The organism is Mycobacterium neglectum (assembly GCF_002591975.1).
In the GTDB taxonomy this organism is placed as follows: Bacteria; Actinomycetota; Actinomycetes; order Mycobacteriales; family Mycobacteriaceae; genus Mycobacterium; species Mycobacterium neglectum.
Genome location: NZ_NVQE01000027.1, coordinates 58,347 through 77,489 on the forward strand (window position 1 = coordinate 58,347; position 19,143 = coordinate 77,489).

A 19,143-nucleotide genomic window follows, 5' to 3' on the forward strand; every position below is an offset into this window, starting at 1 on the left:
GGGTGGCTTCGTCGGTGAACCAGACTCTGCCGGCCGGACTGACGGCCGCCGCCGTCGTTGCGGCGTCCAGCGCGAACCTGGGTCCAGGGTTCGACAGCCTGGGCCTTGCGTTGAGCCTCTACGACGAGATCGTTGTGGAGACAACCGAATCCGGTCTCGTCGTAGAGGTCGAGGGTCAGGGTGCCGGCCAGGTTCCGCTGGACTCGACCCACTTGGTCGTGCGCGCGATCGAGCACGGGCTACAGAGTGCCGGCGCGAAGGTGTCGGGGCTAAAAGTGCTCTGCCGAAATGATATTCCACACTCCCGAGGGCTGGGATCATCGGCAGCGGCGGTCGTCGGAGGCCTCGCTGTCGTCAACGGCCTTGTGACGCAGGTGGGTTCGAAGCCGCTCGACGACACCGAGTTGATCCAGCTGGCCAGTGAGTTCGAGGGACATCCAGACAACGCTTCGGCGTCCGTGCTCGGTGGGGCGGTGGTGTCGTGGTCCGAACATGAAGGCGTGCTGCCGCGCTACTCGGCGGTTCCAGTGCGGCTGCATCCCGACATCCATTTGTTTCCCGCGATCCCCGAGGAGCGTTCCTCGACGGCCGAGACGCGCGTATTGCTTCCAGATCAGGTCAGTCACACCGATGCCCGGTTCAACCTGAGCCGGGCGGCGCTGTTGGTGGTGGCGCTGACGCAGCGGCCGGATCTGCTGATGGAGGCCACCGAGGACGTCCTGCATCAACCGCAGCGCGCGGCCGCGATGCCGCGTTCCGCGGAATACCTGCAGATTCTTCGGCGTTGTGGAGTAGCAGCGGTGTTATCCGGTGCTGGACCTGCGGTTATCGCATTGAGTACGCAACCGGAACTGCCTGTCGAAGCGCTGGATTACGGCATCGCCAACGGGTTCACCGTCAGCGAGATGACGGTTGGTGAGGGCGTCCGCTGGACGTCTGGTGCGGCCGTCCGGACGTGATCCGAGCTGGGACGCCTCACATAACAGGAGTCACATGCGAACCAGTCCAGTTCTTGCTTCCAGCACAGAAGCGGGTTATTCTCGCTCCGTCCAGCAATTGCAGCGTCTCTGCCTGCGTCGACACTAGGACGACCACTCTTCTTTCAAGTGCTCATCTCGTGTACTGACGGTTCGCCGTTAAGCGGCGAATACCGGCGATCACTGTTGCAGAGGCAATGGTCGGACCCCCGCGTTCAGCGGTTCAGCTGAACGCACCGAACCCCCGCATGACTAGATCAGCGAGGGAAAGAAAGGAAATCCGTGACCGAAACGGACCTGATCACGGCCGGCGGTAGCAGCGAAAACGAACAGCTGTCGAGCCCCGTGAATTCAGATATCTCGACTCCCGCGGCCGGCGAAGCGTCCAACAGCACGCCCACCGCGGAAACCGCACCCGCCGCCGACGTCGCGTCCGGTAGCCGTGCGGGCTCGCTGTCGACCATGGTGCTGCCCGAGCTGCGGGCACTCGCCAAGCAAATCGGGGTCGAGGGTGCCTCCGGAATGCGCAAAGGCGAATTGGTGACCGCCATCCGTGAGCGTCGTGGCGAAGCCAACGGCGCGGCCTCGAAAGCGGCCGCCGACTCCGGCGCAGCCGACACCGCGCCGGCCGCCGAGACCGGCGCAGCCGACACCGCGCCGGCCGCCGAGACCGGCGAGCAGACCGACCGGCAACAGCGCCCACGCCGCGAGCGTCGCGGCGCCTCCCGTCAGTCGGGTGCCCCGGGTGGCTCCGACCAGCCCGCCGAGGGCGGTGGCCAGGAGCCCAAGGGCGACGCCGGGGAGCAGCCCGCCAAGCAGCAGCGCGGCAAGTCCGACGACAAGTCCGACGACTCGTCCGACGGCGACGACCGGCAGGGCGGTCAAGAGAACCGCAACAACCAGGGCAACCAGGGCAACCGGAACAACCAGAACGACCGGAACAACCAGAACGACGACGACGACGGCGAGGGTCGTGGAGGCCGCCGGGGTCGCCGATTCCGCGACCGCAGGCGCCGTGAGCGCGGCGGCGACGGTGGTGGCGGTCAAGACCGCGATACCGAGTTGCGCGAGGACGATGTCGTGCAGCCCGTGGCGGGAATCCTCGATGTGCTCGACAACTATGCGTTCGTCCGCACATCGGGCTACCTGGCCGGACCCAACGATGTGTACGTGTCCATGAACATGGTCCGCAAGAACGGTCTGCGCCGCGGCGACGCGGTGACCGGCGCGGTCCGGGTGCCCAAAGAGGGCGAAGGCGGCGGCCAGAATCCGCGGCAGAAGTTCAATCCGCTTGTCCGGTTGGACACCGTCAACGGTGGACCTGTCGAGGACGCGAAGAATCGGGACGAGTTCACCAAGCTGACCCCGCTCTACCCGAATCAGCGACTGCGCCTTGAGACCACGAGCGAGAAGCTGACGACCCGTCTGATCGACCTGATCATGCCGATCGGCAAGGGCCAGCGCGCCCTGATCGTGTCGCCGCCCAAGGCCGGTAAGACCACGATCATGCAGGACATCGCCAACGCGATCACCAAGAACAACCCGGAATGCCACCTGATGGTCGTGCTCGTCGACGAGCGTCCGGAAGAGGTCACCGACATGCAGCGCTCGGTCAAGGGTGAGGTCATCGCCTCGACCTTCGACCGACCGCCGTCAGACCACACTCAGGCTGCCGAGCTCGCGATCGAGCGCGCCAAGCGACTCGTCGAGCAGGGCAAGGACGTCGTCGTGCTGCTCGACTCGATCACCCGGCTCGGGCGCGCATACAACAACGCGTCACCGGCCTCGGGCCGAATCCTGTCCGGTGGTGTCGACTCGACCGCGCTGTATCCGCCCAAGCGGTTCCTCGGCGCTGCCCGCAACATCGAGTTCGGTGGGTCTCTGACGATCATCGCCACCGCGATGGTGGAGACCGGCTCGACCGGTGACACCGTGATCTTCGAGGAATTCAAGGGCACCGGCAACGCCGAGCTCAAGCTCGATCGCAAGATCGCCGAGCGGCGGGTGTTCCCGGCCGTCGACGTCAACCCGTCCGGCACCCGTAAGGACGAACTGTTGCTCTCGGCCGACGAGTTCGCGGTCGTGCACAAGCTGCGTCGCGTCCTGTCGGGCCTCGACCCGCACCAGGCCATCGACCTGCTGATGAGCCAGCTGCGCAAGACCAAGAACAACTACGAGTTCCTGGTACAGGTCTCCAAGAACACGCCCGGCGGCAACGACAACGACTAGTCGCCCGACACGGCGGGGTCGGCCTTCAAGCCGGGCATCACATACCGGCGCACGTGGATGAGCACGGCGTCGGCGTTTTCGGGATCGAGCGTGTCGCCAGGTACCGTCGCGAGCGAAATGAGGACGCGCGCCACCCATTCCGAGGCTTCGGCGACATCGATGTCCGGGTGGATCTCGTCGCGATCGCGGGCTGCAACGAGGTAGGGCGACCAGAAGTCCGCCAAGTCTGGAACCAGTCCCTGCACACCCGCTCCTGCGCAGGCCGCGAATTCCTCGGGCTCCTCCATTCGCAGCTTCATCAGAAGCGCACCCGGGTCGTCATAGGCGGTCCTGGCGTGCCGGATGCCCAGCGCCATCTGGCGATCCAGGCATTCGACCTGCTCGAGCAGGGCGCGTGCTTCCGACCAGTACGCCTCGTTCAGGCGCACGATCGCCGCGCCGAGCAGTGACACCTTGTCGGGGAAATGGCGATACAGCCAGCCGCGCGACACCCCAGCGACCTCGGCAACCTCCGAGACCGTCGTCGCGCGGATCCCTTTCGCGCGCATGCAGACCTCGGCCGCATCGGTCAACCGATCGCGGACGCTCTTGGAGGCAGTGCCGGTCGTCACGAGGGCATTCTGTCACTGTGAACACCGTTGCGGATCTGTTCATGTACCGGACCAGGAATAGCGACCGCGCTGTAGGCGTTTAGGCCGTTGGCGGTTGACCTGGCATAATGGCGCCGACACCCTCGGCTCCGGTTCACGCCGATACCTCCTGGTCAACGGAGGGGCGACCCGGAACCCACGATTGAAGAGGAAACCATGAAATCAGGCATTCACCCTGACTACGCCGACACGACGGTGCACTGCGGCTGCGGACACACGTTCACCACGCGCAGCACCAAGAAGGGCGGCCAGATCCACGTCGAGGTCTGCTCGCAGTGCCATCCCTTCTACACCGGCAAGCAGAAGATCCTCGACAGCGGCGGCCGCGTGGCCCGCTTCGAGAAGCGCTACGGCAAGCGCAAGGGCGCGGGCGAGAAGTCGCCCGAAACAGGCACAGACAACTAGTTGACCTTCCGACGCCCGATGCTGCGCGCAAGCGCAGCCCGGGCGTCGGTTTGCGTTCGGCGGAAGAACGACAGGAGTGCGCTGCGCGGAAGGAGGACGGTATGACCGACACGACGCCCAGGGTTGACGCATTGCTCGCCGAGCATGCCGACCTCGAACGCCAGCTTGCCGACCCGAACCTGCACGCTGACCCCGGCGCCGCCCGAAAGGTCGGCAGGCGGTTCGCGCGGATTTCCCCGATCGTCTCGACGTATCGGAAGCTCGAGGCCGCCCGCGGTGACCTGGAGGCCGCGCGCGAACTCGGTGCCGACGACGAATCCTTCGCGGCCGAGGTGCCCGGGCTCGAGTCCACTGTCAACGAGCTCGAAACCCGGTTGAGCGACCTTCTTGCCCCACGGGATCCCCACGACGGCGACGACATCGTGCTCGAGGTGAAATCGGGGGAGGGCGGCGAGGAGTCGGCACTGTTCGCCGCCGATCTCGCACGCATGTACACCCGCTACGCCGAGCGGCACGGCTGGACCGTCGAGGTGCTCGACGAAACCTTCTCGGACCTGGGTGGCTACAAGGACGCGACGCTGTCGATCAGGAGCAAGGGCGACGCCGCCGACGGTGTGTGGTCGCGGCTCAAGTTCGAGGGCGGTGTCCACCGCGTGCAACGGGTGCCGGTGACCGAATCGCAGGGTCGTGTACACACGTCGGCTGCCGGCGTGCTCGTCTACCCCGAACCCGAAGAGGTCGAGGAAGTCCAGATCGACGAATCCGATCTGCGCATCGACGTCTACCGCTCGTCGGGTAAAGGCGGCCAGGGCGTGAACACGACGGACTCGGCGGTGCGCATCACGCACCTGCCCACCGGCATCGTCGTCACCTGCCAGAACGAGCGCAGCCAGCTGCAGAACAAGGCCCGCGCCATGTTGGTGTTGGCGGCACGGTTGCAGGCTTTGGCCGAGGAGCGGGCGAGCGCCGACGCATCCGCGGACCGGGCCAGCCAGATTCGTACAGTCGACCGCAGCGAGCGGATCCGCACCTACAACTTCCCGGAAAACCGGATCGCCGATCACCGCATCAACTTCAAGGCACACAATCTCGACCAGGTCCTCGACGGCGAACTCGACGCGATGTTCGATGCGCTGGCAACGGCAGACAAGCAGTCCCGGCTGCAACAAGCATGAGCCGGCGCGGCCGGGTGCCAGCATGAATGAGATCCGCCGGGCGATCGATACCGCCGCGGCGGTGTTGGCCAAGGCTGGCGTCGGATCCCCACGGGCGGACGCGGAACTCCTTGCGGCTCATGCGGCAGGTGTCGAGCGCGGGCGGTTGCCGTTCTTCGAAGCGGGGCCTGGCTTCTTCGAGACCTACGACGGACTCGTCGCCGAGCGCGCCGAACGAAAGCCGCTTCAACACATCGTCGGGACCGCAGCGTTCGGCCCGGTGACCGTGCACGTCGGCCCTGGCGTCTTCATTCCCAGGCCCGAAACCGAGGCGATGCTGGAATGGTCTGTCGCCCAACGGCTACCGCACGACCCAGTGATAGTCGATCTGTGCACCGGTAGCGGAGCGTTGGCGTTCGCACTGTCGAAGAACTGGGCAGGCGCCCGCATCTTGGCCGTCGACGATTCCCCGCCCGCGCTCGAATACGCGAGCAGAAATCTTGCGGGCTCCGGCGTCGAACTGGTCCGTGCCGACGTCACCGAACCAGGTCTGCTGCCTGAACTCGACGCCTGCGTGGACCTCCTTGTCGCCAACCCGCCCTATATTCCCGACGGTGCGGTGTTGGAACCCGAAGTGGCCGAACATGATCCACCGCATGCGCTGTTCGGTGGCCCGGATGGGATGGTGGTCATCGATGCGATCGCCGACCTGGCTGCCAGATGGCTTCGCACTGGGGGGTTCTGTGCGGTCGAGCACGATGACACCACCGCGGCCCAGACGATGGAAGCGTTCAGCCGGACGCGCGGATTCGTGGACGTCACCGCGCGACGCGACCTGACGGGTCGACCCCGGTTCGTCACAGCGATCCGGAGCCGGTGAGATGCTGGATACATGACGGAGACGTTCGACTGCCTCGATGAGCAGACGCGCGCGACCGGAATCGCCTCGGCCGTCAGTGCGCTCAAGGGTGGCAACCTGGTCGTTCTGCCCACCGACACCGTCTATGGCATCGGCGCCGACGCCTTCGACAACGAGGCCGTTTCGGCACTGCTCTCGGCCAAGGGGCGCGGTCGCGACATGCCCGTTCCGGTACTCGTCGGCTCCTGGCACACGATCGAGGGCCTGGTGTACTCACTCCCGCACACCGCTCGTGAGCTCATCCGTGCATTCTGGCCGGGCGCCCTGAGCCTCGTCGTGCAGCAGGCGCCGTCGCTGCGATGGGACCTCGGCGACGCACACGGCACCGTCATGGTGCGCATGCCCCTGCACCCGGTGGCCATCGAGCTGCTGCGCGAAGTGGGACCGATGGCGGTGTCGAGCGCGAATATCTCGGGTAGTCCCGCGGCCGTGACCGCGAAGGAGGCACGAGACCAACTCGGCGATCTCGTCGAGGTCTATCTCGATGCCGGACCGTCCGAACAACAGGCGGCTTCGACCATCGTCGACCTCACCGGCGCGCATCCGAGGGTGCTGCGGCAGGGGCCGGTGACCGTCGACGCGGTGGCGAAGGTCCTCGGTGTTGACCCGTCGACGTTGACGGATTGATCTGGGGCAACGTGACATACGGCTCATCGGTCCTCCACTCTGCAGACAGTCTGCTGGCGCTCAACGATCGCGGCGCCGGTGTCCCGTTACGTGAGCTCGCACTCGTCGGCCTCACCGCGGCGATCATCACCTACTTCGCGACCGGTTGGGTGCGCGTCCTGGCGCGCAGGCTTGGAGCCGTCGCCTATCCGCGCGAACGAGACGTACATCTGCAGCCGACGCCGCGGATGGGCGGGCTGGCGATGTACATCGGCGTGGTGGCCGCCGTCCTGCTGGCATCACAGCTGCCGGCGCTCACCCGGGGGTTCGTCTACTCGTCGGGAATGCCCGCGGTCGTGGTCGCGGGCGGACTCATCATGGCCATCGGTCTGATCGACGACAGATGGGGACTGGATGCGTTGACGAAGTTCGCGGGCCAGATCACCGCGGCCAGCGTCCTCGTCACGATGGGCGTCGCATGGAGCGTCCTCTACATCCCAGGCGTCGGAACCATCGTGCTCGACCAGGTGTCATCGATCCTGCTGACGCTGGCGCTGACCGTCGCGATCGTCAACGCCATGAACTTCGTCGACGGACTCGACGGTCTCGCCGCCGGCCTCGGCCTGATCACCGCGTCGGCCATCTGCATCTTCTCGATCGGACTGCTGCGCGATCACGGTGGCGATGTCCTGTTCTATCCGCCCGCGGTGATCTCGGTCGTGCTCGCCGGCGCATGCCTGGGCTTCCTGCCTCACAACTTCCACCCCGCGAAGATCTTCATGGGCGACTCGGGTTCGATGCTGATCGGCCTGATGCTCGCCGCGGCCTCGACCACTGCGGCGGGGCCGATATCGCAGACCGCGTACGGCGCCCGCGATGTGTTCGCGTTGCTGTCGCCATTCCTGTTGGTTGTTGCGGTGTTGTTCGTGCCCGCTCTGGACATGCTGCTGGCGATCGTGCGACGGACGCGCGCGGGCCGCAGCCCGTTCAGCCCGGACAAGATGCACCTGCACCACCGGCTGCTCCAGATCGGTCATTCGCACCGGCGGGTGGTGCTGCTGATCTACCTGTGGGTGGGCATCGTCGCGCTGGGTGCGGCCAGCACCATTTTCTTCGATCCGCGCTACACCGGTGCCGTCATGCTGGCGGCGATTCTGGTCGCGATCGTCGTCACGCTGATCCCGCTTCTTCGTCGCCGCGACGGTCAGTTGGATGAATTGTACGACAATTAGTAGTAGACCTCTTTTATGGCCCTCACCATGTGTTAGGGTTCAAGCAGAACCCGAAAATAACCTCGCGGGTTGCCGGCCCCCGGCTATCGGCTAATCACCGATTGGCGCGGAACAACGACCGACAAAGGGAGCGACCCCAGGGTGATTCCAGTGAGCCCGATGCCCTCCGATACGCTCGGGGCGCCACTCACAGAAACAGTGGGATCAGTCCGGGAAACTTCCTCTGACCGCGGGATCGAGGTGAAGGCGTGACGACGCCAGCGCAAGACGCGCCGTTGGTGTTTCCGTCGGTTGCATTCCGGCCGCTGCGGCTGCTGATCGTTTGCCTCGTGCTCACTGCGATTGCAGTGACGGCAGCCTGGTTCACCGGCCACCCGTTCTTCGGTGTTTTCTTCGGTCTCGGACTGGTCCTCGGTTTGCTGAATGCCATCTTGGTCAAGCGCGCGGTGGAGTCGATCACCGCTGAGGATCACCCGCTGAAGAAGAAGATGGCGCTGAACTCGGCGAGCAGATTGCTGGCGATCTCCGCCGTCGCACTGGCGATAGCGTTCTTCTTCAAGAACAACGGCGGTCTGGGCGTGGTGTTCGGACTCGCGGTCTTCCAAGCGCTGCTCGTGATGAGCACCAGCTTTCCGATACTGAAGAAGATCCGAACCGACGGTCTGGATTTCGTGGACACGGATTCGAAGGGTTGAGCAGGGTTTCATGAACTGGGCTACGACAGAGACGTCGCAGATCGTCCTCGCTGCCGCAGAAGAGGGTGGCGCCACCATCCACGTCGGCCATCACACGATGGTGTTCGAGTTGTTCGGCATGACGTTCAATGGCGACACGATCATGGCGACCGCGATCACCGCGCTGATCGTCATCGCCCTTGCGTTCGTCCTGCGAGTCAAGGTCACGTCGACGGGCGTTCCCGGTGGGGTGCAGCTGTTCTGGGAGGCGCTGACCATCCAGATGCGCAACCAGATCGAGAGCGCCATCGGCATGAAGGTCGCGCCCTTCGTCCTGCCGTTGGCCGTAGCGATCTTTGTCTTCATCCTCGTCTCCAACTGGCTGGCGGTGCTGCCCCTGCAGTACGGCGGGTCCGACGGAGCCGCGGCGGAGCTCTACAAGCCGCCGGCATCAGACATCAACTTCGTGCTCGCGCTCGCCCTCTTCGTATTCATCTGCTACCACGCGGCCGGAGTCTGGCGGCGCGGCATCATCGGTCACCCGATCAAGGTGGTCAAGGGCCACGTCGCGCTCTTGGCGCCGATCAACATCGTCGAGGAACTCGCAAAGCCGATCTCGTTGGCATTGCGACTTTTCGGCAACATCTTCGCCGGCGGCATCCTGGTGGCGCTGATCGCAATGTTCCCCTGGTATATCCAGTGGGCGCCCAACGCGATCTGGAAGACGTTCGACCTCTTCGTCGGACTTATCCAGGCGTTCATCTTCTCGCTGCTGACGATCCTGTACTTCAGCCAATCGATGGAACTCGACGACGAGCACCACTGAGCGCTAGACCAAACAACTGAATCTTGTAGCACCAACGACCACGAACTCTGGCGGAGGCCGCCAGTTATCAAGGAGGATAAAGGAAATGGATCCAAACGCCCTTATCATGGCTGGCGCTCTGATCGGCGGTGGATTGATCATGGGTGGCGGCGCCATCGGCGCCGGTATCGGTGACGGCATCGCGGGTAACGCGCTGATCGCCGGCATCGCACGTCAGCCCGAGGCCCAGGGCCGGCTGTTCACGCCGTTCTTCATCACCGTCGGTCTGGTCGAGGCGGCCTACTTCATCAACCTGGCCTTCATGGCGCTGTTCGTATTCGCCACGCCGGGTTTGTCGTAGTCCGACAGCATGACCGAACTCACCACGACGATCCTCGCCGCGGAAGAAGGTGGGGGGCAGAGCAACTTTCTGGTCCCCAACGGCACCTTCTTCGCAGTGCTGCTCATCTTCCTGATCACGCTCGCCGTGATCTGGAAGTGGGTGGTGCCTCCGGTCGGAAAGGTGCTTGCCGCAAGGGAAGCCATGTTGGCGAAGACGTCGGCCGACAACCGCAAGTCGGCCGAACAACTCGCGGCCGCTCAAGCCGACTACGACGAGAAGATGTCCGGCGCGCGTGGTGAAGCGTCGGCCATCCGCGACGAGGCTCGGACGGCAGGCCGCAAGGTCATCGACGAGAAGCGCGCCGAGGCAAGCGGTGAGGTCGCCCAAACCGTGCAAGACGCCGAACACCGGCTGTCCCAGCAGGGCGCGGCAACCCAGACCGAGTTGTATTCGTCTGTCGACAGCCTGTCCGCGACGCTTGCCAGCAAGATTCTCGGCGTAGACGTGAAACCAGGTGGGAAGCAATAGATGTCGACTTTCATCGGCCAGCTGATCGGCTTCGCGGTCATCGTCTTCATTCTCATGAAGTGGGTCGTGCCGCTGGTGCGCGACATGATGCGCAAGCAGCAGGACGCGATCCGCACGGCCCTCGCAGAAAGCGCTGAGGCGGCAAAGAAACTCGAAGACGCCGACGCGATGCACGCCAGGGCGATCGAGGATGCCGAAGCTCAGTCGGCGAAGGTGACCGATGAGGCACGACAGGATTCAGAGCGAATCGCCGCGCAGTTGCAGGAGCAGGCGGGTGTGGATGCCGAGCGAATCAAGGTTCAGGGTGCACAGCAGGTTCAGTTGATGCGCCAGCAGCTCATCCGGCAACTTCGCAGTGGCCTAGGTGAAGGAGCTGTACAGAAGGCAGCCGATCTCGTGCGTGAGCACGTCGCCGATCCTGCCGCTCAGGCGGCAACCGTTGACCGTTTCCTCGACGATCTCGACGACATGGCGCCGTCGAGCGTGGCGATCGAAACCGGCGCATCGGCCAGGCTGCGTTCGGCCAGCAGGCAGGCAATGGCCGCGTTGACGGAGGAGTTCGACAACGTCGCCGGTCGGCTACGCGAACCCGGGCTCACCACTATCGCTGATGAACTGGCCGCCGTGGTCACGCTGCTCGTGGACCAGCCGGGCTTGACAAAGCACCTGGCGGAACCGAGCGACAACCCGCGGGCCAAGGTGACTCTGATCGAGCGTCTGTTCTCGGGCAAGGTCGACGATCACACCCTGGATCTGTTGCGTACGGCCGTCTCTCAGCGCTGGTCGGCCGAAGCCGACCTTCTGGTGGGCATCGAACACATCGCACGGCTGGCACTGCTGAAGCTCGCGGAGGTCAACGGTGAGGTCGACGAGGTAGAGGATCAGTTGTTCCGGTTCGGCCGCATCCTCGATGCCCAGCCGCGGCTGACCTCGCTGCTGAGCGACTACACCACTCCTGCGGACAGTCGAGTCGCCTTGCTGGACAAGGTGCTCGAAGGCGACGACGTCAACCCGACGGCCAAGGCGCTGCTTGCGCAGACGGTGCGTCTGCTGCGCGGTGAACGGGCCGACGAGGCCGTTGTCGACCTGGCCGAGCTGGCGGTGGCGCGGCGGGGCGAGGTCGTGGCCCACGTCACCGCGGCGGCCGAGCTCTCCGACGCGCAGCGCAACCGCCTGACCGAGGTGCTCACCCGCATCTACGGGCATCCCGTGGCCGTGCAGTTGCACGTCGACCCCGACGTCCTTGGCGGCCTCGCCATTACCGTCGGCGACGAGGTGATCGACGGCTCGATCGCGTCTCGCCTGGCGGCCGCCGAGAGCCAGCTGCCGGACTGACGACACCGGCTTGACCGAAACAACAAGAGACCACCCGCTAACGCAAGGCAGGAAGACGAAGAACCATGGCAGAGTTGACAATCTCCGCTTCTGACATCGAAAGCGCCGTCGAGGATTACGTATCTTCGTTCTCCGCCGACACCGAACGTGAAGAGATCGGCACGGTCATTGACGCCGGTGACGGGATCGCCCACGTCGAGGGTCTGCCCTCGGTCATGACCCAGGAGCTGCTCGAGTTCCCCGGCGGTGTGCTCGGGGTGGCGCTGAACCTCGACGAACACAGCGTCGGCGCGGTGATCCTCGGCGACTTCGAGAAGATCGAAGAGGGCCAGCAGGTCAAGCGCACCGGCGATGTGCTCTCGGTTCCGGTCGGCGACGCGTTCCTCGGACGCGTCATCAACCCGCTGGGACAGCCCATCGACGGTCAGGGCGACATCGAGTCCGACACCCGCCGCGTGCTGGAACTGCAGGCGCCCTCGGTCGTCCAGCGCCAGGGTGTGAGCGAGCCGCTGCAGACCGGCATCAAGGCCATCGACAGCCAGACTCCGATCGGCCGCGGACAGCGCCAGCTGATCATCGGCGACCGCAAGACCGGCAAGACCGCGGTGTGCGTCGACACCATCCTCAACCAGCGCCAGAACTGGGAGACGGGCGATCCCACGCAGCAGGTGCGCTGCGTGTACGTCGCGATCGGCCAGAAGGGCACCACGATCGCCTCGGTCAAGCAGGCGCTCGAGGACGGTGGCGCGATGGAGTACACCACCATCGTTGCTGCACCGGCTTCCGACGCCGCCGGCTTCAAATGGCTTGCGCCGTACACCGGATCGGCCATCGGCCAGGAGTGGATGTACGACGGCAAGCACGTTCTGATCGTGTTCGACGACCTCTCCAAGCAGGCCGACGCATACCGCGCGATCTCGCTGCTGTTGCGCCGTCCGCCCGGTCGCGAGGCCTTCCCCGGCGATGTCTTCTACCTGCATTCGCGGCTCCTCGAGCGCTGCGCAAAGCTGTCCGACGAGCTCGGCGGCGGATCGATGACCGGGCTGCCGATCATCGAGACCAAGGCCAACGACATCTCCGCGTTCATCCCCACCAACGTCATCTCGATCACCGACGGCCAGTGCTTCCTGGAATCCGATCTGTTCAACCAGGGTGTGCGACCGGCCATCAACGTGGGTGTATCGGTGTCACGCGTCGGTGGCGCTGCACAGATCAAGGCCATGAAAGAGGTGGCGGGCTCGCTGCGTCTGGAGCTGTCGCAGTACCGCGAACTGGAAGCCTTCGCGGCCTTCGCCTCGGATCTGGACGCCGCATCCAAGGCCCAGCTCGAGCGAGGTGCTCGCCTGGTCGAGTTGCTCAAGCAGCCGCAATACACGCCGTATGCGGTGGAGGACCAGGTCGTCGCGATCTTCCTCGGCACCAAGGGCCACCTGGATTCGGTTCCCGTCGAAGATGTCTCGCGTTTCGAGCAGGAGGTCCTGGAACACGTCAAGGCCTCCCATGAGGGCATCCTGAAAGAGATTCGGGAGACGAAGAAGCTCTCCGAAGAGGCCGAAGAGAAGCTGAACGACGTCATCAACGAGTTCAAGAAGGGCTTCTCGGCCACCGACGGTAGTTCGGTCGTGGTGAACGAGGCTGATTCCGAAGCGATGGACGAAGAGGACGTCGAAAAGGAATCCGTCAAGGTCCGCAAGCCGAAGAAGTAGGACCAGAAGGGGTCTGGAGAGCTAGATGGCTGCAACACTGCGCGAATTGCGTGGGCGCATCCGTTCTGCGGGTTCGATCAAGAAGATCACCAAAGCCCAGGAACTGATCGCGACATCACGAATCGCCAAGGCGCAGGCCCGAGTCGAAGCGGCTCGGCCGTACTCGACCGAGATCACGAACATGCTCACTGAGCTTGCGAGTGCCAGCGCATTGGATCACCCACTGCTCGTCGCCAGGGAGAACCCGAGACGCGCAGCCGTTCTGGTGGTTTCCTCGGACCGCGGGCTCTGCGGCGCATACAACGCCAACGTGCTTCGGCAGTCCGAGGAGCTCTTCGCGCTGCTGCGTGACGAGGGCAAAGATCCCGTGGTCTACACCATTGGCCGGAAGGCGTTGGGCTACTACAACTTCCGCCAGCGCGAGGTGACCGAGTCCTGGACCGGCTTCTCCGAGCGGCCCACCTATGAACAGGCACGTGAGATCGCCGACACTTTGGTGACGGCGTTCATGTCCGGTGCCGACGATGAGGGCGACGATGCCGGCGCGGACGGCATCCTCGGTGTTGACGAACTGCACATCGTCTTCACTGAGTTCAGGTCGATGTTGTCGCAGACGTCCGTGGCACGCCGCATCGCGCCGATGGTCGTCGAGTACGTCGAGGACGAGCCTGACGACGACGGCCCGCGCACGCTCTTCTCCTTCGAACCCGATCCGGAGACGCTGTTCGACGCACTGCTGCCGCGCTACGTCGCGACCCGCGTGTACGCCGCGCTGCTGGAAGCAGCGGCATCGGAGTCCGCATCACGTCGTCGAGCCATGAAGTCGGCCTCCGACAACGCCGACGACCTGATCAAGGACCTGACCCTGATGGCCAACCGCGAACGTCAAGCCCAGATCACCCAAGAAATCAGCGAGATCGTCGGCGGCGCCAACGCGCTGGCCGACGCACGCTAGCCCGATCAACTACATAGGCCCCTTTCAGGAAGCGAAGAGGAAATGACTGCAACCGCAGAAACGAAGACTGGCACCGCCGGGCGCGTCGTGCGCATCACCGGTCCCGTCGTGGACGTCGAGTTCCCGCGTGGTTCGGTACCCGAGCTGTTCAACGCGCTGAACGCCGAGATCACCTACAAGGACCTGGCCAAGACGCTGACTCTCGAGGTGGCGCAGCACCTCGGCGACAGCCTGGTTCGGACGATCTCGATGCAGCCCACCGACGGCCTGGTTCGCGGCGTCGAGGTCACCGACTCAGGTAAGTCGATCTCGGTGCCTGTTGGCGACGGCGTCAAAGGCCACGTGTTCAACGCACTCGGCGCCTGCCTGGACGAGCCCGGCTACGGCGAGGACTTCGACCACTGGTCGATCCACCGCAAGCCGCCGCCGTTCGCCGAACTCGAGCCCCGCACCGAGATGCTCGAGACCGGCCTCAAGGTCGTCGACCTGCTGACCCCGTATGTGCGTGGCGGCAAGATCGCTCTGTTCGGCGGTGCCGGCGTGGGCAAGACGGTGTTGATCCAGGAGATGATCAACCGTATCGCCCGCAACTTCGGCGGCACCTCGGTGTTCGCCGGCGTGGGGGAGCGCACCCGTGAGGGCAACGACCTCTGGGTCGAGCTTGCCGACGCCGACGTTCTCAAGGACACGGCATTGGTGTTCGGTCAGATGGACGAGCCGCCCGGCACCCGTATGCGCGTCGCGCTGTCCGCCCTGACGATGGCGGAGTACTTCCGCGACGAGAAGGAACAGGACGTGCTCCTGTTCATCGACAACATCTTCCGGTTCACCCAGGCCGGTTCCGAGGTGTCCACGCTGCTCGGCCGTATGCCGTCGGCCGTGGGTTACCAGCCGACCCTGGCCGACGAGATGGGTGAGCTCCAGGAGCGCATCACCTCGACGCGTGGTCACTCGATCACCTCCATGCAGGCTGTGTACGTCCCGGCCGACGACTACACCGACCCCGCACCGGCGACGACGTTCGCCCACCTGGATGCCACCACTGAGCTGTCCCGCGCAGTGTTCTCCAAGGGCATCTTCCCGGCGGTGGACCCACTGGCGTCGTCCTCGACAATCCTGGACCCGGCGGTGGTCGGTGACGAGCACTACCGTGTGGCGCAGGAGGTCATCCGAATCCTGCAGCGCTACAAGGACCTTCAGGACATCATCGCCATCCTCGGTGTCGACGAACTGTCCGAGGAGGACAAGCAGCTGGTATACCGTGCCCGCCGCATAGAGCGCTTCCTGAGCCAGAACATGATGGCTGCCGAGCAGTTCACCGGGCAGCCGGGCTCGACGGTGCCGCTCAAGGAGACCATCGAGGCATTCGACAAGCTCTCCAAGGGCGACTTCGACCATCTCCCGGAGCAGGCGTTCTTCCTCATCGGCGGCCTGGACGATCTGGCGAAGAAGGCTGAAAGCCTTGGCGCCAAGATCGACAAGGGCAGCAGTGGCGGCTCGTCGAAGAAGGACGAGAAGAAGGCCGAAGATTCCGACGACTCCACGGGCGAGGACGCCTAGCTCATGGCCGAGATGACCGTTGAGATCGTCGCCGTCGAGCGCGAGCTCTGGTCGGGTGAGGCCACTTTTGTTTTCACCCGGACCACTTCCGGTGAGATCGGCATTCTGCCGCATCACATTCCGCTGGTGGCTCAGCTCGTCGACGACGCGATGGTGCGCGTCGAGCGCGAAGGCGAAGACGATCTGCGGATCGCGGTCGACGGCGGGTTTCTCTCGGTCACCGAGGAGACTGTGCGGATCCTGGTCGAGAACGCGGAGTTCGAGTCAGAGATCAACGGCGACAGCGCAAAGCAAGACTCAGAGTCCGAGGACGAGCGGACCGCAGCATGGGGCAGAGCGCGTTTACGCGCTCTAGGCCAGATCGACTAGGCAGCCGATGAGCGTGTCCATGTTCCTCATGGTCGCGCTGATTGGTGTGCTGCTGGTGGTCGTCTTGATGATGTGCTATCGGCTGTGGAAGCTCCGGCAGGTTGGCGGTACCGCGGCGATCTTGCGTGACGTTCCCGCGATCGGCGGTCACGGGTGGCGCCACGGTGTAATGCGGTACCACGGTGGGGAAGCCGGCTTCTACCGCTTGTCCAGTATCCGATGGTGGCCGGACCGCACGTTGAGCCGCCGCGGGTTGGAGATCGTGTCCCGGCGTACGCCGCGAGGCGACGAATTCGACATCATGACCGACGAAATCGTGGTCCTCGAGCTGCGCGACACCGGTCCCGAACGCCGGCGCGGCTATGAGGTGGCGTTGGATCGCGGGGCGCTGACGGCCTTCTTGTCGTGGGTGGAGTCGAGACCATCCCCACGTGCGCGCCGCCGTACGTCCTAACCTGTTGCGGGACCGCCGGGCTGCCACAATACGTCGCCGTCTGGGTTGGCCGCCCGAGACAGAATGAACAGCAGGTCTGACAGCCGGTTGAGGTATTTGGCCGGCAGCACACTGATCGTTTCGGCGTGGGTGTCCACCGCCACCCAGGCCGACCGCTCTGCCCGCCGCGCCACCGTGCGGGCGACATGCAATAGGGCAGATAGCGGCGAACCGCCGGGCAGTACAAAGGAATTCAGCGCCGGCAGGGGCTCGTTGAATTCATCGCACCACGACTCCAGCCGGTCGATGTAGCTTTGCGAGATCCGCAGGGGAGGGTATTCGGGGTTCTCGACGACAGGCGTGGACAGGTCAGCGCCTGCATCGAAGAGATCGTTTTGAATCTGTCTGAGAACCTTTAAAATTTGCTCACCCGGGTTCCCGAGCGCGACCGCCACGCCGATGGCGGCATTGGTTTCGTCACAGTCGGCATATGCCGTGAGCCGGGCGTCATTCTTTGAGACCCTGCTGAAATCGCTCAGTCCAGTGGTTCCGTCATCGCCCGTCCGCGTATAGATGCGGGTCAGATGAACTGCCATGTGAAAACCGTACCGGAGAAGGTGGCCTGAATGCCGTCGGGAAACTGACATGGCTCGCGCCGCTGTTTACACTGACCGGCGTGAGCGAGCGTTTCGTGGTGACCGGTGGAAACCGGTTAGCGGGCGAAGTTGCCGTCGGGGGGGCGAAGAACAGCGTTCTCAAGCTGATGGCTGCATCGCTACTGGCTGAGGGCGTCAGCACGATCACGAACTGCCCCGACATCCTGGATGTGCCGCTCATGGCAGAGGTGCTGCGCGGCCTCGGCGCGACCGTCGAGCTCTACGGCGATGTCGTCCGGATCACTTCGCCCGACGAACCCAAGTACGACGCAGATTTCGCGGCGGTTCGGCAGTTCCGCGCCTCGGTGTGTGTCCTCGGCCCGCTGGTCGGGCGCTGCAAGCGTGCCAAGGTCGCCTTGCCGGGCGGCGATGCGATCGGATCGCGCCCTCTCGACATGCACCAGGCCGGACTGCGCCAGCTGGGCGCGCGGTGCAACATCGAGCACGGCTGCGTCGTCGCCGAAGCGGATCACCTGCGGGGCGCGGAGATTCAGCTGGAGTTCCCGTCGGTCGGTGCGACCGAGAACATCCTGATGGCCGCGGTGGTCGCCGAAGGCGTGACCACCATTCACAACGCCGCACGCGAGCCCGACGTCGTCGACCTGTGCACGATGCTCAACCAGATGGGCGCCCAGATCTCGGGGGCGGGGACGCCGACGATGACGATCACCGGCGTCGAGCGCCTGCATCCGACCGAGCACCGGGTGATCGGCGACCGGATCGTCGCCGCGACGTGGGGTATAGCGGCGGCGATGACCCGCGGCGACATCTCGGTCACCGGAGTCGACCCCCAGCACCTGCAACTCGTGCTGCACAAGCTTCATGACGCCGGCGCGACCGTCACGCAGGACGACAACGGCTTCCGGATTGTCCAGTACGAGCGGCCCAAAGCGGTCAATGTCGCGACGCTGCCGTTCCCGGGCTTCCCGACCGATCTGCAACCGATGGCCATCGGATTGGCAGCCATCGCCGACGGCACGTCGATCATCACCGAGAACGTTTTCGAGGCCCGATTCCGCTTCGTCGAGGAGATGATCCGGCTGGGCGCTGACGCCCGCACGGACGGGCACCACGCGGTGGTGCGGGGAATTCCGCAGTTGTCCAGCGCACCGGTGTGGTCGTCGGACATCCGCGCAGGCGCCGGACTGGTCCTGGCCGGCCTGGTCGCCGACGGTGACACCGAGGTCCACGATGTGTTCCACATCGATCGCGGATACCCGTTGTTTGTCGAGAACCTGGTCAGCCTCGGGGCGGAGATCGAGCGGATCGCCTAGATTCCGGGACCCCCTTTTGGGATTGAGGCGGATGAGGCGTAGTCTTTACCCAGAAGCCAAGGGCCCCAGTCCAAATGGAATGGCGGCCCGGGTTTGACCTCTCTGACCATGTGGAGTACAGTGGCAGGGTTGCCTGAAAACCGGGTGTGTTGTTTGAGAACTCAATAGTGTGTTTGGTGGTTTTTGTTTGTTGTTTTTTTTGTTCACCTCTTTTTCCCGTTTAGGGGTGGATGTTTTTTGATGCCAGTTTTTGGTGTCTTTTGTTGGATTGGATTTTTCTGATTCGAATTCCACCTGGCTTTTGGGTTGGGTTGTTTTTGTTTGGAGAGTTTG

The 19,143-nt window shown here is 64.5% G+C and carries 21 protein-coding genes; 18 read left to right on the plus strand and 3 right to left on the minus strand.

Features of this window, described 5'->3' with window-relative positions:
* The first annotated feature begins 14 nt into the window (after window positions 1-14).
* On the plus strand, window positions 15-959 hold the full coding sequence (gene thrB, locus CSQ99_RS20205; RefSeq protein WP_099040816.1) for a homoserine kinase: 945 nt from the start codon (window positions 15-17) through the stop codon (window positions 957-959).
* 300 nt (window positions 960-1,259) lie between these two features.
* Window positions 1,260-3,206, plus strand: coding sequence for a transcription termination factor Rho (gene rho / locus CSQ99_RS20210; protein ID WP_099040792.1), 1,947 nt, complete (start codon window positions 1,260-1,262; stop codon window positions 3,204-3,206).
* Here rho and CSQ99_RS20215 read toward each other — a convergent pair.
* Complete coding sequence (locus CSQ99_RS20215; protein WP_099040793.1) at window positions 3,203-3,817, minus strand: TetR/AcrR family transcriptional regulator; 615 nt, start codon at window positions 3,815-3,817, stop codon at window positions 3,203-3,205. The genes rho and CSQ99_RS20215 overlap by 4 nt on opposite strands.
* 195 nt (window positions 3,818-4,012) lie before the next feature.
* On the opposite strand from CSQ99_RS20215, the gene rpmE reads away from it, so the two are divergent.
* The 15 genes from rpmE to CSQ99_RS20290 all read left to right on the plus strand — a co-directional run bounded on the left by rpmE (window position 4,013) and on the right by CSQ99_RS20290 (window position 16,901).
* Window positions 4,013-4,261: a 50S ribosomal protein L31 gene (rpmE, locus tag CSQ99_RS20220; RefSeq protein WP_099040794.1), complete on the plus strand. Its 249-nt coding sequence runs from the start codon at window positions 4,013-4,015 to the stop codon at window positions 4,259-4,261.
* 101 nt (window positions 4,262-4,362) lie between these two features.
* Entirely contained in the window at window positions 4,363-5,436 is a 1,074-nt protein-coding gene (gene prfA / locus CSQ99_RS20225; protein ID WP_099040795.1) for a peptide chain release factor 1, read from the plus strand.
* A gap of 22 nt (window positions 5,437-5,458) precedes the next feature.
* Window positions 5,459-6,295: a peptide chain release factor N(5)-glutamine methyltransferase gene (gene prmC / locus CSQ99_RS20230; RefSeq protein ID WP_099040796.1), complete on the plus strand. Its 837-nt coding sequence runs from the start codon at window positions 5,459-5,461 to the stop codon at window positions 6,293-6,295.
* A gap of 12 nt (window positions 6,296-6,307) precedes the next feature.
* A complete protein-coding gene (locus tag CSQ99_RS20235; protein ID WP_099040797.1) occupies window positions 6,308-6,961 on the plus strand; it encodes an L-threonylcarbamoyladenylate synthase in 654 nt (217 codons plus the stop codon).
* On the plus strand, window positions 6,961-8,172 hold the full coding sequence (locus CSQ99_RS20240; RefSeq protein WP_176561115.1) for a glycosyltransferase family 4 protein: 1,212 nt from the start codon (window positions 6,961-6,963) through the stop codon (window positions 8,170-8,172). Before CSQ99_RS20235 ends, CSQ99_RS20240 begins: the two co-directional genes overlap by 1 nt.
* A 248-nt stretch (window positions 8,173-8,420) precedes the next feature.
* Window positions 8,421-8,867: an ATP synthase subunit I gene (locus CSQ99_RS20245; protein ID WP_099040798.1), complete on the plus strand. Its 447-nt coding sequence runs from the start codon at window positions 8,421-8,423 to the stop codon at window positions 8,865-8,867.
* Window positions 8,868-8,877: 10 nt separating this feature from the next.
* Window positions 8,878-9,672, plus strand: a complete 795-nt coding sequence (gene atpB, locus CSQ99_RS20250) for a F0F1 ATP synthase subunit A (protein WP_099040799.1) — start codon at window positions 8,878-8,880, stop codon at window positions 9,670-9,672.
* Between the two features lie 85 nt (window positions 9,673-9,757).
* Window positions 9,758-10,012 (plus strand): F0F1 ATP synthase subunit C, encoded by a 255-nt coding sequence (locus CSQ99_RS20255; protein WP_006245025.1) that lies wholly within the window; start codon window positions 9,758-9,760, stop codon window positions 10,010-10,012.
* Window positions 10,013-10,021: 9 nt separating this feature from the next.
* Window positions 10,022-10,522 (plus strand): F0F1 ATP synthase subunit B, encoded by a 501-nt coding sequence (locus tag CSQ99_RS20260; protein WP_099040800.1) that lies wholly within the window; start codon window positions 10,022-10,024, stop codon window positions 10,520-10,522.
* Window positions 10,523-11,857, plus strand: a complete 1,335-nt coding sequence (locus tag CSQ99_RS20265; protein ID WP_099040801.1) for a F0F1 ATP synthase subunit B/delta — start codon at window positions 10,523-10,525, stop codon at window positions 11,855-11,857. It begins immediately after the preceding gene.
* A 65-nt stretch (window positions 11,858-11,922) separates the two neighbouring features.
* Window positions 11,923-13,563 carry a F0F1 ATP synthase subunit alpha gene (gene atpA, locus CSQ99_RS20270; protein WP_099040802.1) on the plus strand — a complete coding sequence of 547 codons (1,641 nt, stop codon included), beginning with the start codon at window positions 11,923-11,925 and terminating at the stop codon, window positions 13,561-13,563.
* 25 nt (window positions 13,564-13,588) lie between these two features.
* On the plus strand, window positions 13,589-14,518 hold the full coding sequence (locus CSQ99_RS20275) for a F0F1 ATP synthase subunit gamma (protein ID WP_099040803.1): 930 nt from the start codon (window positions 13,589-13,591) through the stop codon (window positions 14,516-14,518).
* A gap of 42 nt (window positions 14,519-14,560) precedes the next feature.
* On the plus strand, window positions 14,561-16,078 hold the full coding sequence (atpD, locus tag CSQ99_RS20280) for a F0F1 ATP synthase subunit beta (protein ID WP_099040804.1): 1,518 nt from the start codon (window positions 14,561-14,563) through the stop codon (window positions 16,076-16,078).
* Window positions 16,079-16,081: 3 nt separating this feature from the next.
* The gene (locus CSQ99_RS20285) at window positions 16,082-16,447 is read left to right on the plus strand and encodes a F0F1 ATP synthase subunit epsilon (RefSeq protein ID WP_099040805.1); all 366 of its coding nucleotides are present in this window, start codon (window positions 16,082-16,084) and stop codon (window positions 16,445-16,447) included.
* Window positions 16,448-16,454: 7 nt separating this feature from the next.
* On the plus strand, window positions 16,455-16,901 hold the full coding sequence (locus CSQ99_RS20290; RefSeq protein ID WP_176561112.1) for a DUF2550 domain-containing protein: 447 nt from the start codon (window positions 16,455-16,457) through the stop codon (window positions 16,899-16,901).
* Here the strand turns inward: CSQ99_RS20290 and CSQ99_RS20295 are convergent.
* Entirely contained in the window at window positions 16,898-17,476 is a 579-nt protein-coding gene (locus CSQ99_RS20295; protein ID WP_099040806.1) for a cob(I)yrinic acid a,c-diamide adenosyltransferase, read from the minus strand. The two genes, CSQ99_RS20290 and CSQ99_RS20295, sit on opposite strands and share 4 nt — an antisense overlap.
* Before the next feature lie 80 nt (window positions 17,477-17,556).
* Here CSQ99_RS20295 and murA point away from each other — a divergent pair, with 80 nt between their 5' ends.
* Window positions 17,557-18,810, plus strand: a complete 1,254-nt coding sequence (gene murA / locus CSQ99_RS20300) for a UDP-N-acetylglucosamine 1-carboxyvinyltransferase (RefSeq protein WP_099040807.1) — start codon at window positions 17,557-17,559, stop codon at window positions 18,808-18,810.
* Between the two features lie 45 nt (window positions 18,811-18,855).
* Here murA and CSQ99_RS31175 read toward each other — a convergent pair.
* The coding region (locus CSQ99_RS31175; RefSeq protein ID WP_218014602.1) for a hypothetical protein at window positions 18,856-19,143 on the minus strand (288 nt) is incomplete at its 5' end.